The 13,023-nt window shown below is 72.4% G+C and carries 10 protein-coding genes; all 10 read right to left on the bottom strand.

Translation table 11 applies throughout. The features are described 5' to 3' along the window. Positions 1-34: 34 nt before the first annotated feature. Positions 35-1,456, bottom strand: a complete 1,422-nt coding sequence (locus GTY47_RS37520; RefSeq protein ID WP_010041881.1) for a DUF6177 family protein — start codon at positions 1,454-1,456, stop codon at positions 35-37. Positions 1,457-1,460: 4 nt separating this feature from the next. Further along, entirely contained in the window at positions 1,461-5,435 is a 3,975-nt protein-coding gene (locus GTY47_RS37515) for a type VII secretion protein EccC (RefSeq protein WP_010041879.1), read from the bottom strand. Positions 5,436-5,486: 51 nt separating this feature from the next. Beyond that, the gene (locus GTY47_RS37510) at positions 5,487-6,995 is read right to left on the bottom strand and encodes a MinD/ParA family protein (protein WP_010041877.1); all 1,509 of its coding nucleotides are present in this window, start codon (positions 6,993-6,995) and stop codon (positions 5,487-5,489) included. 76 nt (positions 6,996-7,071) lie between these two features. Continuing rightward, positions 7,072-8,409 carry a type VII secretion integral membrane protein EccD gene (gene eccD, locus GTY47_RS37505; RefSeq protein ID WP_010041874.1) on the bottom strand — a complete coding sequence of 446 codons (1,338 nt, stop codon included), beginning with the start codon at positions 8,407-8,409 and terminating at the stop codon, positions 7,072-7,074. Positions 8,410-8,503: 94 nt separating this feature from the next. Beyond that, positions 8,504-8,815, bottom strand: coding sequence for a hypothetical protein (locus tag GTY47_RS37500; protein ID WP_010041870.1), 312 nt, complete (start codon positions 8,813-8,815; stop codon positions 8,504-8,506). A 30-nt stretch (positions 8,816-8,845) separates the two neighbouring features. Beyond that, complete coding sequence (locus tag GTY47_RS37495) at positions 8,846-9,301, bottom strand: HD domain-containing protein (protein ID WP_010041864.1); 456 nt, start codon at positions 9,299-9,301, stop codon at positions 8,846-8,848. 84 nt (positions 9,302-9,385) lie between these two features. After that, positions 9,386-10,588, bottom strand: a complete 1,203-nt coding sequence (locus tag GTY47_RS37490; protein WP_010041861.1) for a DUF6508 domain-containing protein — start codon at positions 10,586-10,588, stop codon at positions 9,386-9,388. Positions 10,589-10,607: 19 nt separating this feature from the next. Beyond that, positions 10,608-10,820, bottom strand: coding sequence for a hypothetical protein (locus tag GTY47_RS40530; protein WP_010041860.1), 213 nt, complete (start codon positions 10,818-10,820; stop codon positions 10,608-10,610). A 27-nt stretch (positions 10,821-10,847) separates the two neighbouring features. Beyond that, the gene (locus GTY47_RS37485; RefSeq protein WP_029181305.1) at positions 10,848-11,246 is read right to left on the bottom strand and encodes a hypothetical protein; all 399 of its coding nucleotides are present in this window, start codon (positions 11,244-11,246) and stop codon (positions 10,848-10,850) included. 76 nt (positions 11,247-11,322) lie between these two features. Continuing rightward, a partial coding sequence (locus tag GTY47_RS37480) for an ADP-ribosyltransferase (protein WP_010041858.1) occupies positions 11,323-13,023 on the bottom strand: 1,701 nt, incomplete at its 5' end.

Raw genomic sequence — 13,023 nt, 5'->3', positions numbered from 1 at the left:
CCCCGCGTCTGCGACGTGATCCAAACGACAGACCCTAGGTGCCCTTCAGGTGTCGCATCAGGCGCTCGAAGTCCTGCCAGCCGGACAGGTCCGACGGGTCGCCCCGGAACGGGTAGTACAGGGCCGGACGGGTCTTCGGGCCCAGTTCCCGCGGCGCCTCGGGCAGCGGTGTGCGCCGGGCCCGGTCGCCCGGCATCTGACGGACCTCCTCGGCGCCCAGCACGAACGCGAAGGGCACGCCGGGGCCTTCGAAGCGGGCCGGGACGGACAGGTCGCGGCGGGCCCGGCGGATCTGGACGAGCATCGACTGGAGGTCGTGCCGGGTGGCGAGGCTCTCCGCGGCGGCGGCCACGGCGTCCGTCGGGATCCGCTCCCCCGGTCCGTACCCGAAGGCCAGCGTCACGTCCTCCTCCACGCCGCCCTTCGTCCGGGTGATGCGCACCGTCGCCAGGCCCGGCCGCTCCGGCGTGCCGACGACCACCAGCCAGGTCGGCTCGGGCGCCCGCTCGTGGGCGACGTCGGTCAACTGCCGCAGTGACCACGGGAGGTTGGCCGGCTCCTCGGTGCCCCAGCCCGCCGGTGGCTCACCGGTGACGTCCCGCCAGACGGCTTCCACGGCACCGCCGAGGACGAGCCGGTCGTCGGCCGGGTGGACGGTGCGGAAGGAGATCGCCAGCTGGCGTTCGCCCGTGTCCTGGATGCCCTCCTGGAAGGAGGCGGCGACGGGCGTGCGCGGGTCCTCCGGGGTCGCCTGCGGTGACTCGACCGTCACGAACATGCCGTTGCTCCACTGGAGGACCGCGCCGGACAGACCGTCGTAGTAGCCGTCCCGGTCGTCCTGCACCACCCAGCGGGACGGCCAGCCCGGCAGGCTGCCCCGCACCGCCGGGGAGAGGCGGGTCCCCGCGGGGGTGACGATCTGGAGTCCCAGACCCGCGTTCCCGGCAGCGCGGAAGGCGTCCGACAGCCAGGCCGTCATCGCGACCACGGGACGGTCCTGGATGACGACGGCGACCTTGTCGGTGAGCACGTCCACGGCCGGCTGGGCGGCGGCCGGCGCCGGCGCCACCGTCATCCCGTCCGTCTTGACCACGGCCATCGACCAGGCGGCCTGCGGCGGCCAGGCCGTCCCGCCGACCAGCGTGGCGATGCGGGCGGCGAACGTCCCGGCGAGTTCCTCCGCCTCCTGGACGCCGGTGGTGGCCCGGGCTTCGGTCCACCAGTACGGCACCTCCGGCTCCTGGGCGCCGAGCAGCCGCTCGGCCTCTCCCCTGACCTGTACGAGCAGCGGCGCTTCGACGGAGACGAGCGGGCGGCCCTGCTGGTCGCAGAGCTGCACCACGGCTCCTTCGCCCTCGGTGCCCGCCAGCAGGTCCGGCCCGCCGGAGAGCAGGCCGGCGAGCACGCTCAGCGGGTCGGGCATCTTCTTCGTGAGGGCGATGACATCCTTCGTCACGCGTTTACCTCGTCCCCTCGTAGACGGTCTGGATGAGCCGGCTCGGTTCGCCCCTGCGGACCAGCACACCCCGGCCGGGCGGCTGCGGACCGGCGTACACGCCGGGGAAGAGCTGCCCCTCGCTGCGGTCGCCCGACATCACCAGTGCCGAGGCGCCGGACTCGCGCAGGCTCTGCAGCAGCGGCTCGTACAGGCCCCGGGAGGCGCCCGCGACGCGGCGGGTGAGAACGAAGTGCAGCCCGATGTCGACGGCCGAGGGGATGTACGGCACGAAGGGCGCGAGCGGCTGCTGACCCGCCGTGGTGAGGACGTCGTAGTCGTCGACGAGGATCACGATCCGCGGTCCGGAGAAGGAGCCCGGCTCCAGGTCCGCGCCGTCGGCACTCTCGTCGGGCAGCCGCTTCTCCAGTTCGGAGGCGATGCCGGCGGCGAGGCCGGCGCACAGCTTGGTGTTGTAGGCGTAGCCGCCCCGGTACTCCTCCGGGATGACGCCGCGCAGGCCCCGGCGCGGGTCGAAGACGCCGAAGACGAGCTCCTTGTCGCCGTAGCGCTCGATCAGGCCGCGGGCGATCACCTTGAGCAGGTTGGTCTTGCCGCACTCGCTGTCGCCCATGATCAGCAGGTGCTGGTCGTGGTGGAACAGGTCGAGCGGGACGGGGGCCAGCTGCGTCTGGTCCAGGCCGACCGGGACGCGGCGCGGTTCGGCCGCCGGGCCGGGCAGCTGGTGCGCCTCCAGCACGTGCGGCAGCACGCGTACCGGCTGGGCGACCTCGCCGGTCCAGGTGGCGCGGATCTGCCGGGCGGTGGTCTCCAGGACCGCGCCGAGGTCGGCGGTGTCGGCGAGGCCGTCGGTGCGGGGCAGGGCGACCTGGGCGAAGAGCTTGCGGTCGGTGAGGACGCGGCCCTTCTCCTCGGGCGAGAGGGTCTCGCCGAGCTTGCGGTCGATGCTGGACTCACTCGGGTCGTTCAGGCGCAGTTCGACGCGGGTGCCGAACTGGGACTGGGTGGCGATGCGCACGTCGTTCCAGCGCAGCATGCCGGCGACGACGTGGATGCCGTAGCCGCTGCCCCGCTTGAGGATGTCCACGACCGGTTCGTCGAGGTCCTCGAAGTCGTCGCGGAGCGCGCCGAAGCCGTCGATGAGCAGCACGATCTCGGTGCTGGCCAGCTCGGGCACCCGGCCCGCGGCACGCAGGGTGCGCAGCTGCTCCAGCGAGTCGATGCCGTGCACCCGGAACAGTTCCTCGCGCTGGTCGAGCATGGCGCGCACCGAGTCAATGGTGCGGGCCGCGCGCTCCCGGTCGGCCCGGCCTGCGATGCCGCCGACGTGCGGCAGCCCCGACAGGGCCTGCAGGCCGCCGCCGACCAGGTCGAGGCCGTAGACGCCCACTTCCTGCGGGGTGTGGGTCAGTGCCAGCGACAGGGCGAGAGTGCGCAACAGGGTGGTCTTGCCGGACTGGGGGCCGCCGATGATCGCGGCGTGGCCGCCGGCGAGCGTCAGGTCCAGGTACCACTGGCCCTGCCACTGCCTGGTCGGGTCGTCGATCGTGCCCAGCGGCACCTGCAGCGGGCCGCGGCGCCCCGCGAGCTGCATGCCGCGCGGACCGACCTGCACCGGGCCGGCGACCTTGTCGAGCGGGACCGCGGCGGGCAGCGGGGGCAGCCAGATCTGGCGCACCGCGCGGGCACCGGACCGCTCCAGCTGGTCGATCATCACACCCATCTCGGTGGGGCCCGTCTCCCGGCGCCGCATCTGCGGCTCCTCGGGCGCGTCGGAGTCGCCCTGGCCGAGGGTGTTGTAGGCCTGGTACTCCAGGGCGAGCGGCCCGGTGTCCTCCTCCTCGTGCTGGACGGGGCCGCGGTAGGCGCCGGAGACGTAACTGGCCTTGAACCGCTCGTAGTGGCTGGTGTCGACCTTGAGGTAGCCGAAGCCGGGCAGCGGGGGCAGGTGGAAGGCGTCCGTGGTGTCCAGGACCGTACGGGACTCGTCCGGGGAGAAGGTCCGCAGACCGAGCCGGTACGACAGGTAGGTCTCCAGACCCTTGAGCTTGCCGGCCTCGATGCGCTGGCTGGACAGCAGCAGGTGCACGCCGATGGACCGGCCGATCCGGCCGATGGACAGGAACAAGTCGATGAAGTCCGGCTTGGCGGTGAGGAGTTCGCCGAACTCGTCGATGACGACGAACAGGTGCGGCAGCGGCTCCAGGTCGGGGCGCTTCTCGGCGCGCAGCGCGGCGTAGTGGCCGATGTCGGCGACGTTGCCCGCGTCCTTGAGCACCTGCTGGCGGCGCTTGACCTCGCCGGCGAGGGAGGCGTGGACGCGCTCGACCAGGCCCGCCTGGTTCTCCAGGTTGGTGATGACACCGGCGACGTGCGGCAGGTGCGCGAACGGGGCGAAGGTGGCGCCGCCCTTGTAGTCGACGAGGACCATGGCCAGGTCCTCCGGCGGGTGCGTGGCGACGAGGGCGAGGACGAGGGTGCGCAGCAGCTCCGACTTGCCGGAGCCGGTGGCGCCGACACACAGGCCGTGCGGGCCCATGCCCAGCTCGGAGGACTCCTTCAGGTCCAGGAGAACGGGCTCCTTGGCGTCACTGACGCCGATCGGCACGCGCAGGAAGGCGCGTTCGCCGCGCGGCGCCCACAGCCGGTGGAGGTCGAGTTCGGCCACGTCGTCGATGCCGAGCAGCTGGGCGAAGTCGACCGGGCCGGTGAGCGGGGCGTCGGCCATCGACTCCGCGGACAGCCGCAGCGGGGCGAGCATCCGGGCGAGGCCCTCGGCGAAGGGGACGCCGATCTCGTCGACGGTGCCGTGGGCGCTGATCGGCGTCTTCTCACGCAGGTCCTCGATGGCGACGCGCTCACCGTCGACGGTGATGCGCACGCCCACGCTGCCGGGCTCCTGCACGCGCTGGTCGAGCAGGTGCAGCACGGTGACGCTCATGTCCCGCAGGCCCACGGCGTCGTCGGGGCGCGGCAGGTCCACCGCGTCGGCGCCGTGCGCGTCGGCGAGGACCAGCAGCCGGGAGGTCATGGCGAGGGCGTCCTTGCCGGACAGGCCGCGGCGGACCTCGGCGGCGTAGGAGGCGCGGCGGCGCAGTTCGGCGCCCATCTGCCGGGCCAGCTGGGGCAGGGAGGGCGCGATGCGGCGGGCGGCGACGGGGCCGTCGAACTGCTCGGGGTCGAGCAGGTGCGGCAGCCACTTGGCCCACTCCCAGTCGGCGATGCGGTCGCCGGGCACGGCCAGCGCCATGGCCACGTCGTCGGGGGCGTGGGTGGCGGCGGCCTGCGCGATCAGCGCGCGGGCGACGCGGAGGGTGTCCTCGCGCCGGCCGATGACGGTGATGTTGCCGACGCGGTCGAGCGGGACGGTGAGCGGGAGTTCGGTGCCGTTGGCGAAGCGCGCGACCAGGGCGGAGGCCTCGTTCAGCATGAACTCGTCGGGAGGGGTGAGCACGGAGGATCCCGGCGGGGCCACCTTCAGGTCGCGCACCGGCATCTCGCCGGTGCCGACGCGGACCCGCAGGAAGTCGGCGTCGAGCCGGCGCCGCTCCCACAACCGGGCGGGGTCGCGCACGATGTCGTACAGCGCGTCCGGCGCCGGGTTGAGCACCTGGGTGCTCTCGCGCCGCTCCCGCTCCTCCTTCGACAGCTCCTCGCGCAGGTCCTCCAGGTAGGAGAGGTAGGCCTCGCGCTGGGTGCGGCGGGTGCGCTGGGCCTTGCCGCGCTGGGTGAAGAGCATGACGAGCGAGCCGATGACGGTGACGAGGAGGATGATCGCGCCCAGCCCCGCGAACTGGCTGTTGCGCACGACCGTCATCATCACGACGGAGGACATCACGCCCGCGACGGGCAGCAGCGAGGTCGCGATCGAGCCCGTCTTGCCGTCGGGCAGGTTGGGCGGGGCCTCGATGGTGCGCGGTTCGGGGGCGGCCGGGGGCCTGGTGGTCCGGGCCGGCCGGTGGATCAGTCGGGTGCTCATCGTGGTTGACCTGTCCTGTCGGTCCTGGGTTCCCTTCGTGTGCGGGAGGGGTCAGCGGCGCTTGTGGGAGAGCTGGAAGGCCTCCGCCGCCAGGCGGGTGGCGGCCTCCCTGGTGTCCCGCGCGAGCAGCTCGGTGCGGATCGTGCCGCCGGCCGCCAGATGCCGGTCGTAGGGCAGGACCCGCACGCTCGCCCCCGTCGCCTTCAGCTGCTCGGCCGCCTTCTCCAGGTCGATGCCGGTGTGCGGCACGGTCTCGGTGAGCACGACGACGGTGGAGGTGGTGATGTCCCGGGGCAGGGCGCGCATCCACTCCAGGACCGCGTGCGTGCTGGCGATGCCCTCCAGCGTCGCGGGGACCGTGAGGATCCGGGCCTGGGCGGCGGACAGGGCGGTGCGGGCGACCTCGGCGGGCAGCGTCTCGCAGTCGGCGACGGTCACGCCGAAGTAGCGGCGCATCGCCACCATGATCCGCTCGTAGCCCTTGGTGTCGAGCATGGCCCCGACCTGTCCCTGGCTGCCGGGCAGCAGCCAGGCGTTCTCGGGCAGTTGGACGAGGTAGCCGGTGATGTCGAGGAGCGTCATCTGCGGTTCGACGACGTCGGCGAGATCGCCGGTGGTCCAGCGCAGGCTCTCCGCGCCGAGCCGCAGCGGCAGCGAGCCGAGCGCCGGGTCGGCCTCGACGGCCAGGACCGGGTCCTGGCGGTAGTGGGCGTAGGTGGCGGTCAGCAGCGCGGCGACCGTGGTCTTGCCCGAGCCGCCGCGGATCGAGGTCACCGCTATCTGGCGGCCGGTGGTGACCGGCTGCTGAAGGATCTCGGCGGTCGCGGTGGTCTCCGCCACCTCGCGGGCCGCGGAGGAGGAGACGGTACGGCGTACGGCCCTCAGGGCGCGCGCGGCGAACGGCTCGCCGCGCCGGGGCCCGGTGCCCGCCCCGGCGAGCTTCTGGTCCAGGACCGGGCGGCTGTCGGGGGTGGAACGGGAGGCGCGGGCGCGGGGCGCGGGGGCCGGCTGCGCGTACTGCTGCGGCTGGGGCTGTTCCCGCTGGGCGGGCTGCTGCTCGGCTGCGTGCCGCTCGGCGTAGGCCTGCTGCTCGGCGTAGGCGTGCTGCTGGGCGTAGGCGTGCTGCTGGGCGTGCTGGTGCTGCTGCTGTTCGGTGTACCCCTGCTGTTGCGCGTGCTGTTGCTGCTCGGCGTAGGCCTGCTGCCGGGCGTAAGCCTGCTGCTCGGCGTAAGCCTGCTGCTCGGCGTAGGCCTGCTGCTCGGCGTAGGCCTGCTGGGCGTAGGCCGGGTCGGGGTACGGCTGCTGTCCCTGCGCGGGATAGGTCTGCTGCTGCTCGGCGGGCGTGGGCTGCTGGTACTGCTGCGGGTAGCCGTAGGCTGGTGCCGGCCCCTGCCCCTGCCCGTGTCCCTGTCCCTGCTGCGGGAACGCCTGCTGGGCGGCTGACTGCTGAGCCGCCGGCTGCTGCTGGTTCCGCTGCTGGGACGTCTGCTGCGGCTGCTGGGGCGGGCCGCCCCTCAGATCGCGCAGCACGTCGTTCTGCCAGTTGTCCCCGCTCGGCATGTCGCCCTTCTCTCCTGCCACGTCCCGCCGTGTCGTTCCGCGGGAGCGACAGGGTGGGCGTCTGGTCTTCGAAGCCTCAGAACTTGTTGAGCAGCTGCCCGTAGATGCCGAACGCCCCGATGGCGAGCGGGAAGAGCCCGATCACGCCGAGGGACTCGATCAGGTCGGCGAACCTGCGCAGCCGCACCCGGATGTGGTCGGGCGGCTCGATGCCCAGGACCAGCAGCGGCAGCAGTGCCGCGGCCCCCAGAAGTACCAGCGCGCCGGCTCCCCCGGCGTGGTCCAGCCACAGCACCGCGAGGCGCACGACGAGCAGCGCGGCCGCCGCGAACAGCGCCACGACCTCGGCGACCAGGGGGAAGGCCCGTGCCCGGGACAGCAGGACGACGGCCACGAGCGAGGCGAGGCCCACCGTCCAGACGGTCGGCTCCTTCGCGGTGGTCAGCATCCAGCCGCCGAGGGCGGCGGACGACGCGGTGACGATGGTGGCGAGGGCGAGCCCGCGGTGGGTGGCGGCGAGGGCGTTGGCGACCTGGTGCCGGCTCACGGACGTCCCCGTGGAGCGCTTGTCGTCCAGGGCGGTGAGTCCCGAGGCCATCAGCGCGAACCGGGGCAGCAGCCCGAGCAGGATGATGGAGAACACGGCCATCACGGCGCCGATCCGGTCCGCCCGGTCCTGGAGGAGGGCGACGGCCTCCCACACCAGGGCGACCACGACGATCGCCCCGGCCCCGATCAGGCCGCCCTTGCCGAGCGGCGAGCAGTAGGCCAGCAGCACGAGGGTGACCACGAGTGCGGCGGCGATACCGGCCAGCCGGGCCGTCCCGCCCCAGTCGTGGGCGTCGGCTGCGGTCCAGGCGGTGAGCAGGCCGAGCCCGCCGGCGGCGAGCAGCAGCGCGGTGGCCAGGCCCTGGTTGCCCTGGCCGATCCGGGCGATGGCCGCGCCGGCGATCAGGAACAGGGCGGTGACGACCGCGAGCCCCGTGGTGACGGACTCCAGGGAAAACTCCTGCCGGGCCAGGACGGCCGCGGCCACGGCGAACACCACGGTGGCCACGCCGGCGCTGATGCGGCGGGCGGCCGGGCGCCAGCGCCAGGTCCTCAGGTCGAGGTCGTCCGCGACCTGGTCGGTGACGTCGTGCACGACCGGCGCCGGCGGTGCGGCGTGCGCCCGGACGAGGCGGAGCACGGCGCCGTCGGGCACCTCGGCCGACGCCAGCGTCGCGTCATGGGGCAGCGCCGATCCGTCGGACGTGATCAGCTGCCGGGTGGTCGGCCGGGTGGCGGCCCGGTCGTCCAGCAACTGGAGGATGTCCGGAAGCAATTGGCCGATCGGAGTGTCCGACGGCAGGACCAGGTCGGCTCGTCGTCGCTCGCCGATCAGGGTGACCCGGCTCAGCTGGGTCCGAGACATCGTTGCTGCGCTCACCACTCACCGGAACCTATCATCGCGTTTTTTCGGCCACGGCCGCGCTGCGATCCGCTCGCGCCGTCCGCGCACGCCCCGTTCACTGTTTCTCCGCACCCTTGCCGCCGGCACCGCTCGAGGAGGTGCTGGGCGCCGGGTCGTACAGCTGCTCCTGCTGCTGTTGCTGCTTCTTCTCCTCCGCCTTCTGCTTCGCCAGCGTGGCCTGGAGGAAGGACCAGCCGATGCAGCCGGCGCACAGTACGGCGGCGATCGCGATCCCCGCGAACACCTTGCCGAACCGCTCGTCCGCCGTCCGCCGCGCACGCTGCGTGCCGAACAGCAGCGCGTCGCGCATCCGGCGCCGGCGCACCGCCACCGACTCCAGCAGCTGGCTGTCGTAGTCCCGTGCCATTCAGTCGTCCTGTGCCTTGTTGATGCGTGGTCAGTCGCCCGGGGCCAGACCGAGGTGCTTCCGCATGGCGGCGTACTTCTGCGTGAGCCGCCGGGCGGTGTGCTCGTCGAGTGCGGCGAGGCGGTGGGGGTCGGCGTTGTGCGCCAGGTCGGCCGCCTTGACCAGCCGAGCGCCCGGGGTGGCCAGGATCCGGTGGGCGTACGCCTCCGGCTCCTCGTCCGGCCGCTTGGTCATGGCCCGTACGACGTCCTTGGTGTGCTGCGTGAGGGCGGCCGCGTCGAGCCACTCCTCGCTGAGGACGCCGTCCTCCAGTGCGTCGTGCAGCCAGGCGGCGGCCACGAGTTCGTCGTTCCCGCCGCGGGCGCGCACGCCTTCGGCTACGGCCGACAGATGCTCGGCGTACGGCCGCCCGGCCTTGTCCGTCTGTCCGGCGTGCGCGGTGCGAGCGACGGCCTCGACCTCGGCGAGACTCATCTCCTGCGGCATGCGATCCCCCTAGCTTCGCTCCCGCAACATAGGACACGAAGGCGCCACCCGTACAACCGGGGTGTGGGCACTCTGCGGGCGTCTTCACACTCCTCCGGACAGCCCTGTCACGATCATGAAGAGCACCCACAGCACCGGGACGAGCGCGATGTACGCGCGGGGCCGTCGCCGCACGGGTACGCCGGGGTCGTAGCGGGGGCCGAGCGTGCCCGGGCCCGGGGCGGGGAGTCGCTTCACCTTGCGCACGGCCAGGGCGTTGCGGACCAGCGTGAGCGGCGCGAAGACGAAGAGGGAGAGGGGGCTCCACCAGCCCCAGGCGAGTGTGTGGGTGGTCAGCGCTCGGTACACGGCCAGTCCGCAGGTCATGCACATCGGACCGTCCGTCTTCCGGAATCCCATGAGGACGACGAGGCCCCGGTGCGCGCGGAACGCGACGTCCGCGGCGGGAGAACCTCCGCAGAACCTGCACATGGGGGAGGACGGATCCGGGGGTTCCGGAAGGTCCTGCTGAGGGAGGCGGTGGGCCTGGCCGCTGTCGGGTCGGGCGTCGGCCGGGGCAGGGGGACGGGGCTGCACGGCGGCAGGGTCGGCGTACCAGGCGCGTAGTGATGCCACGACGGCGTCAAGCAGGCCGCTCTTCAGGGCGTTGTCGATGGTCCCGTCGCAGAACTTCTCCCCGCGCACCACTGCGGTGGCGGCCCGCACGGCGTCGGCGGGCCGCAGCGTGCCCTCAGGCGAGGGCGTGGGCACGGGGTTGTCCATCCACCGGTGCTCGGGCGTGACGGCACCGACGCCGAGGAGGGCGTCGACGGCCCGGTGCACCCCCTGGCTGTACATGGGGAACGGCACGTGGATGGCACCGCTCGGCGACTTCTGCCCACCGCCCCACTGCACGTCCCGGTCCTCGTCCGTGAGCGCGTCGAAGGCGTCGCCGAGCTCCCGCCACGCCTCGGGGTCATCACGATCGAGCTGGTCGAGGAGACGCTGGTCGTCGGCCGGGGTGACGACGCGGGCGAGTTCCTCGACGACGGCGGCGTCGGCGGCCTTGGTGACGGGGCCGACGCCGGGTTCGTGACTGAGCAGGTTCAGCACGCCGAGGGGGGTGAGGCCACGTTTCCGGGCCTCACGGATCCGTTTGTACCACTCCATGCTCGCCTTGTAGGCGCTGACGCTGCTCGCCCTGCGGTCGACCCACTCGACGTCGTCAGCGCCGGCCTCTGCCCAGGCGTATCCGATCACCTCGCTGTCGGGGGCGGTGACGGTGATGTAATGCACGGTGTTGTTCATGCTGCTGTCTCGGGGCTCCTCATTCGGAGGCGGATCGGCCCAGTGCAGGGTCGCCCGCGGCAAGGGCCTCGACTGCGGCCGCGTTCGGGGCGTCAGTGAGGGAGCCTGGCAGGGGACGGCCCCTGCCGCCCGGTTCCGGGTCTGCCAGGAACTCGGCGAGGGCCTCGGCCTCCTCCAGCCTGGCGTACCAGATCCCGCCTTCGGCGAACGCCCGGGGCTGCGTATGGTTCATGACAGCGGCGTCGTGCTTACCGGCCGCTCAACCGCCAGCGGCGTGCTCCTTGAGAACGGCAAGCGTCGGTACCTCAGTGAGGGAATCCGGAACTGCGTGGCTCTGCTCGCTGTCGTTCACGCCGCGTGCCAGCTCGGCAAGGAGGACGGTCGGAGCGAGTTGCCGGGCCTTGCCGGCGCGCAGAGCTCGCACCCACCTGCCACCGGCGTTGACGGCATTGGCCGGGAGCCCCGGCGGCACGACCCAGCCGGCCGCATCGTCCTTGTCGTTCGCCCACACGTAACCAATGACAGTGCCTGTACGGTCTGCGACGCTCAGGTACAGGACGGGCCCATCGGTGGTGATGCTATACGTCGCCGGGCCTGCCACCTGCTTGAATTGAAGGTTTTCCTCAAAGCGCGACGGGACTGGTTTCTCGCTGCTCATGAAGTCCATTCTCCTGTGTGTCGGCGCGGCCGGCGACGACGTCTTTCCCTGTTGGTGCTCCCGGGCGGGGCGTCCGCTAAGAGCTCCTCGGCAAAACCTCTCCATAGACGTGCCACTTGCCGGCCGTGTCCTGGAAGACGCGCGTCACCTTGTACTGCGAACCGCGAGCGAGCAACAGCTCCCGCTCGCCCTTGTTCAGTGAGATGTGGTCGATCCAGAGGGCCGGCGTGCCCTTCGGTACCCGAAGGTGCATGATCATCGGCTGGTGGTCGAAGGCCGCGGTCTTGCCGAGCGACGTGGAGGTGAACCCGTCATCCGTGAAGGTTCTGCCTTCCATGTCGAGTACCGAGTCCACCTCCTTGAGGACGTGGTCATACTCCGTCCCTCGGACGACCATGATGTCCTCGGGGACAGGGCGGCCGCCCATGACCCGGTCCATGTCGTCGACGAGATTCTGCACCTGGGGTTTCAGGGGCACGTCGACGTCCCGCAGCTGGCCGTTGATGTTCTTGTAATAGAAGCTGCTGTATCGCTCCAGCGCGCCCTTGGCCTTGGGGTCAAGGTTGTCCAGGAAGTCGTTCCAGTGCGCGTCGCCGTATTTCTTGCCTGCCTCGTCGCTGGTGCTGGGGTAGGGGTTGGTCCCCCGCTCCAGCTCCGCCGTGGCCGCCGCGTGCCGCTCCGCGTCGGTGGCCAGGTTGTCGAAGTCGTCCGCCGACATGATCGGCTTGTACTCGAACGGCTCTCCGGCCCCGCCGTGCCCCGGTACGTCCGTGCCCTGGTGTCCCGGAGCCGCCGGTGCGTCGGTGCCGTGGTGTGCGGCGGCGTCCGCCACCCCGTGGCCGATGTCCGCGTGGTCGCCGGCGTGCACCGCGTCCTCCGCGTGGCCAACAGCGTCGTCCCCGTGTCCGGCGCCGTGCGAGGCGTCGTCGGCGTGACCGGCGCCAGGGGCGTCGTAGCCATGCCCCCCGGTGCCAGGGATGTCGTGACCGCCCGTGTGCGGTGCAGCGGCCGGGGTCGTGTCGTACGACGACGGCTGAGGCGTCTGGTCGTACGCCGACGGAGGCGGTGCGTGATCGTATGCCGACGGTGCGGGTGCGTGATCGTACATGCCCGGCGACGGAGCGTGGCCGTAGGGAGACGCGGAGGGTGCGTGGCCGTACGGCGAACCGGTCGGCGCGTGGTCGTACGCCGACGGAGCCGGCGCCGGGTCGAAGGCGCCGCCCGGGGTGTGGGTCGGGGCCGCGGGGGGCGTGGTGTAGTGCCCCGGATTGGCCGCGTTGTCCACCGTGTGCGCGGCTCCGTCGACGCCGTGGGCCGCCCCCGCGTACGACGGTGTCGGGGCGCCCTGCGTCGTCCAGTGGGCCGGGAGCGTCGGGGTGGTGCCGTGCGGGACCGCCGGGGTGGTGCCCTGGGGAACCGGTGTCGTGTCGATCGTGCCGTTGGGCGAGACGAGGTTGCCGTCCGGGGCCAGCTGGTGGCCGTCGGGGAGGTGGACCGCGCCGTCGGGGAGCGTGGGGATGTCGATGTTTCCGACGCCCTTCAGGCCCTTGGTGATGTCGCCGATCTTCGACAGACCGGCGCCCGCGCCCTTGGCGATGTAGGTCATCGGGTCGATCACCCGGCCCGCCTTGCCCGCCACCGACAACGCCTTGGCGACCGCGCCCGCCTTGCCCGCACCCGAGGCCGCCGCACCCGCACCACCGGTGAAGACCGTCGTCAGTACGTTGAAGGTGACAGCGCCGGCCGCGCGGGCGGGGTTCTTGCCCCACTGGTCCCA

This window comes from Streptomyces sp. SID5464 (assembly GCF_009862985.1).
GTDB lineage: Bacteria > Actinomycetota > Actinomycetes > Streptomycetales > Streptomycetaceae > Streptomyces > Streptomyces chartreusis_D.
This window is presented reverse-complemented; position numbering and strand designations above follow the sequence as displayed.

What these genes read in the sequence shown, in the direction of transcription:
- GTY47_RS37515 (WP_010041879.1), bottom strand. Translation starts at nt 5,435, where the DNA reads ATGAGCACCCGACTGATCCACCGGCCGGCCCGGACCACCAGGCCCCCG.
- GTY47_RS37510 (WP_010041877.1), bottom strand. Translation starts at nt 6,995, where the DNA reads ATGCCGAGCGGGGACAACTGGCAGAACGACGTGCTGCGCGATCTGAGG.
- eccD (WP_010041874.1), bottom strand. Translation starts at nt 8,409, where the DNA reads ATGTCTCGGACCCAGCTGAGCCGGGTCACCCTGATCGGCGAGCGACGA.
- GTY47_RS37500 (WP_010041870.1), bottom strand. Translation starts at nt 8,815, where the DNA reads ATGGCACGGGACTACGACAGCCAGCTGCTGGAGTCGGTGGCGGTGCGC.
- GTY47_RS37495 (WP_010041864.1), bottom strand. Translation starts at nt 9,301, where the DNA reads ATGCCGCAGGAGATGAGTCTCGCCGAGGTCGAGGCCGTCGCTCGCACC.
- GTY47_RS37490 (WP_010041861.1), bottom strand. Translation starts at nt 10,588, where the DNA reads ATGAACAACACCGTGCATTACATCACCGTCACCGCCCCCGACAGCGAG.
- GTY47_RS40530 (WP_010041860.1), bottom strand. Translation starts at nt 10,820, where the DNA reads ATGAACCATACGCAGCCCCGGGCGTTCGCCGAAGGCGGGATCTGGTAC.
- GTY47_RS37485 (WP_029181305.1), bottom strand. Translation starts at nt 11,246, where the DNA reads ATGAGCAGCGAGAAACCAGTCCCGTCGCGCTTTGAGGAAAACCTTCAA.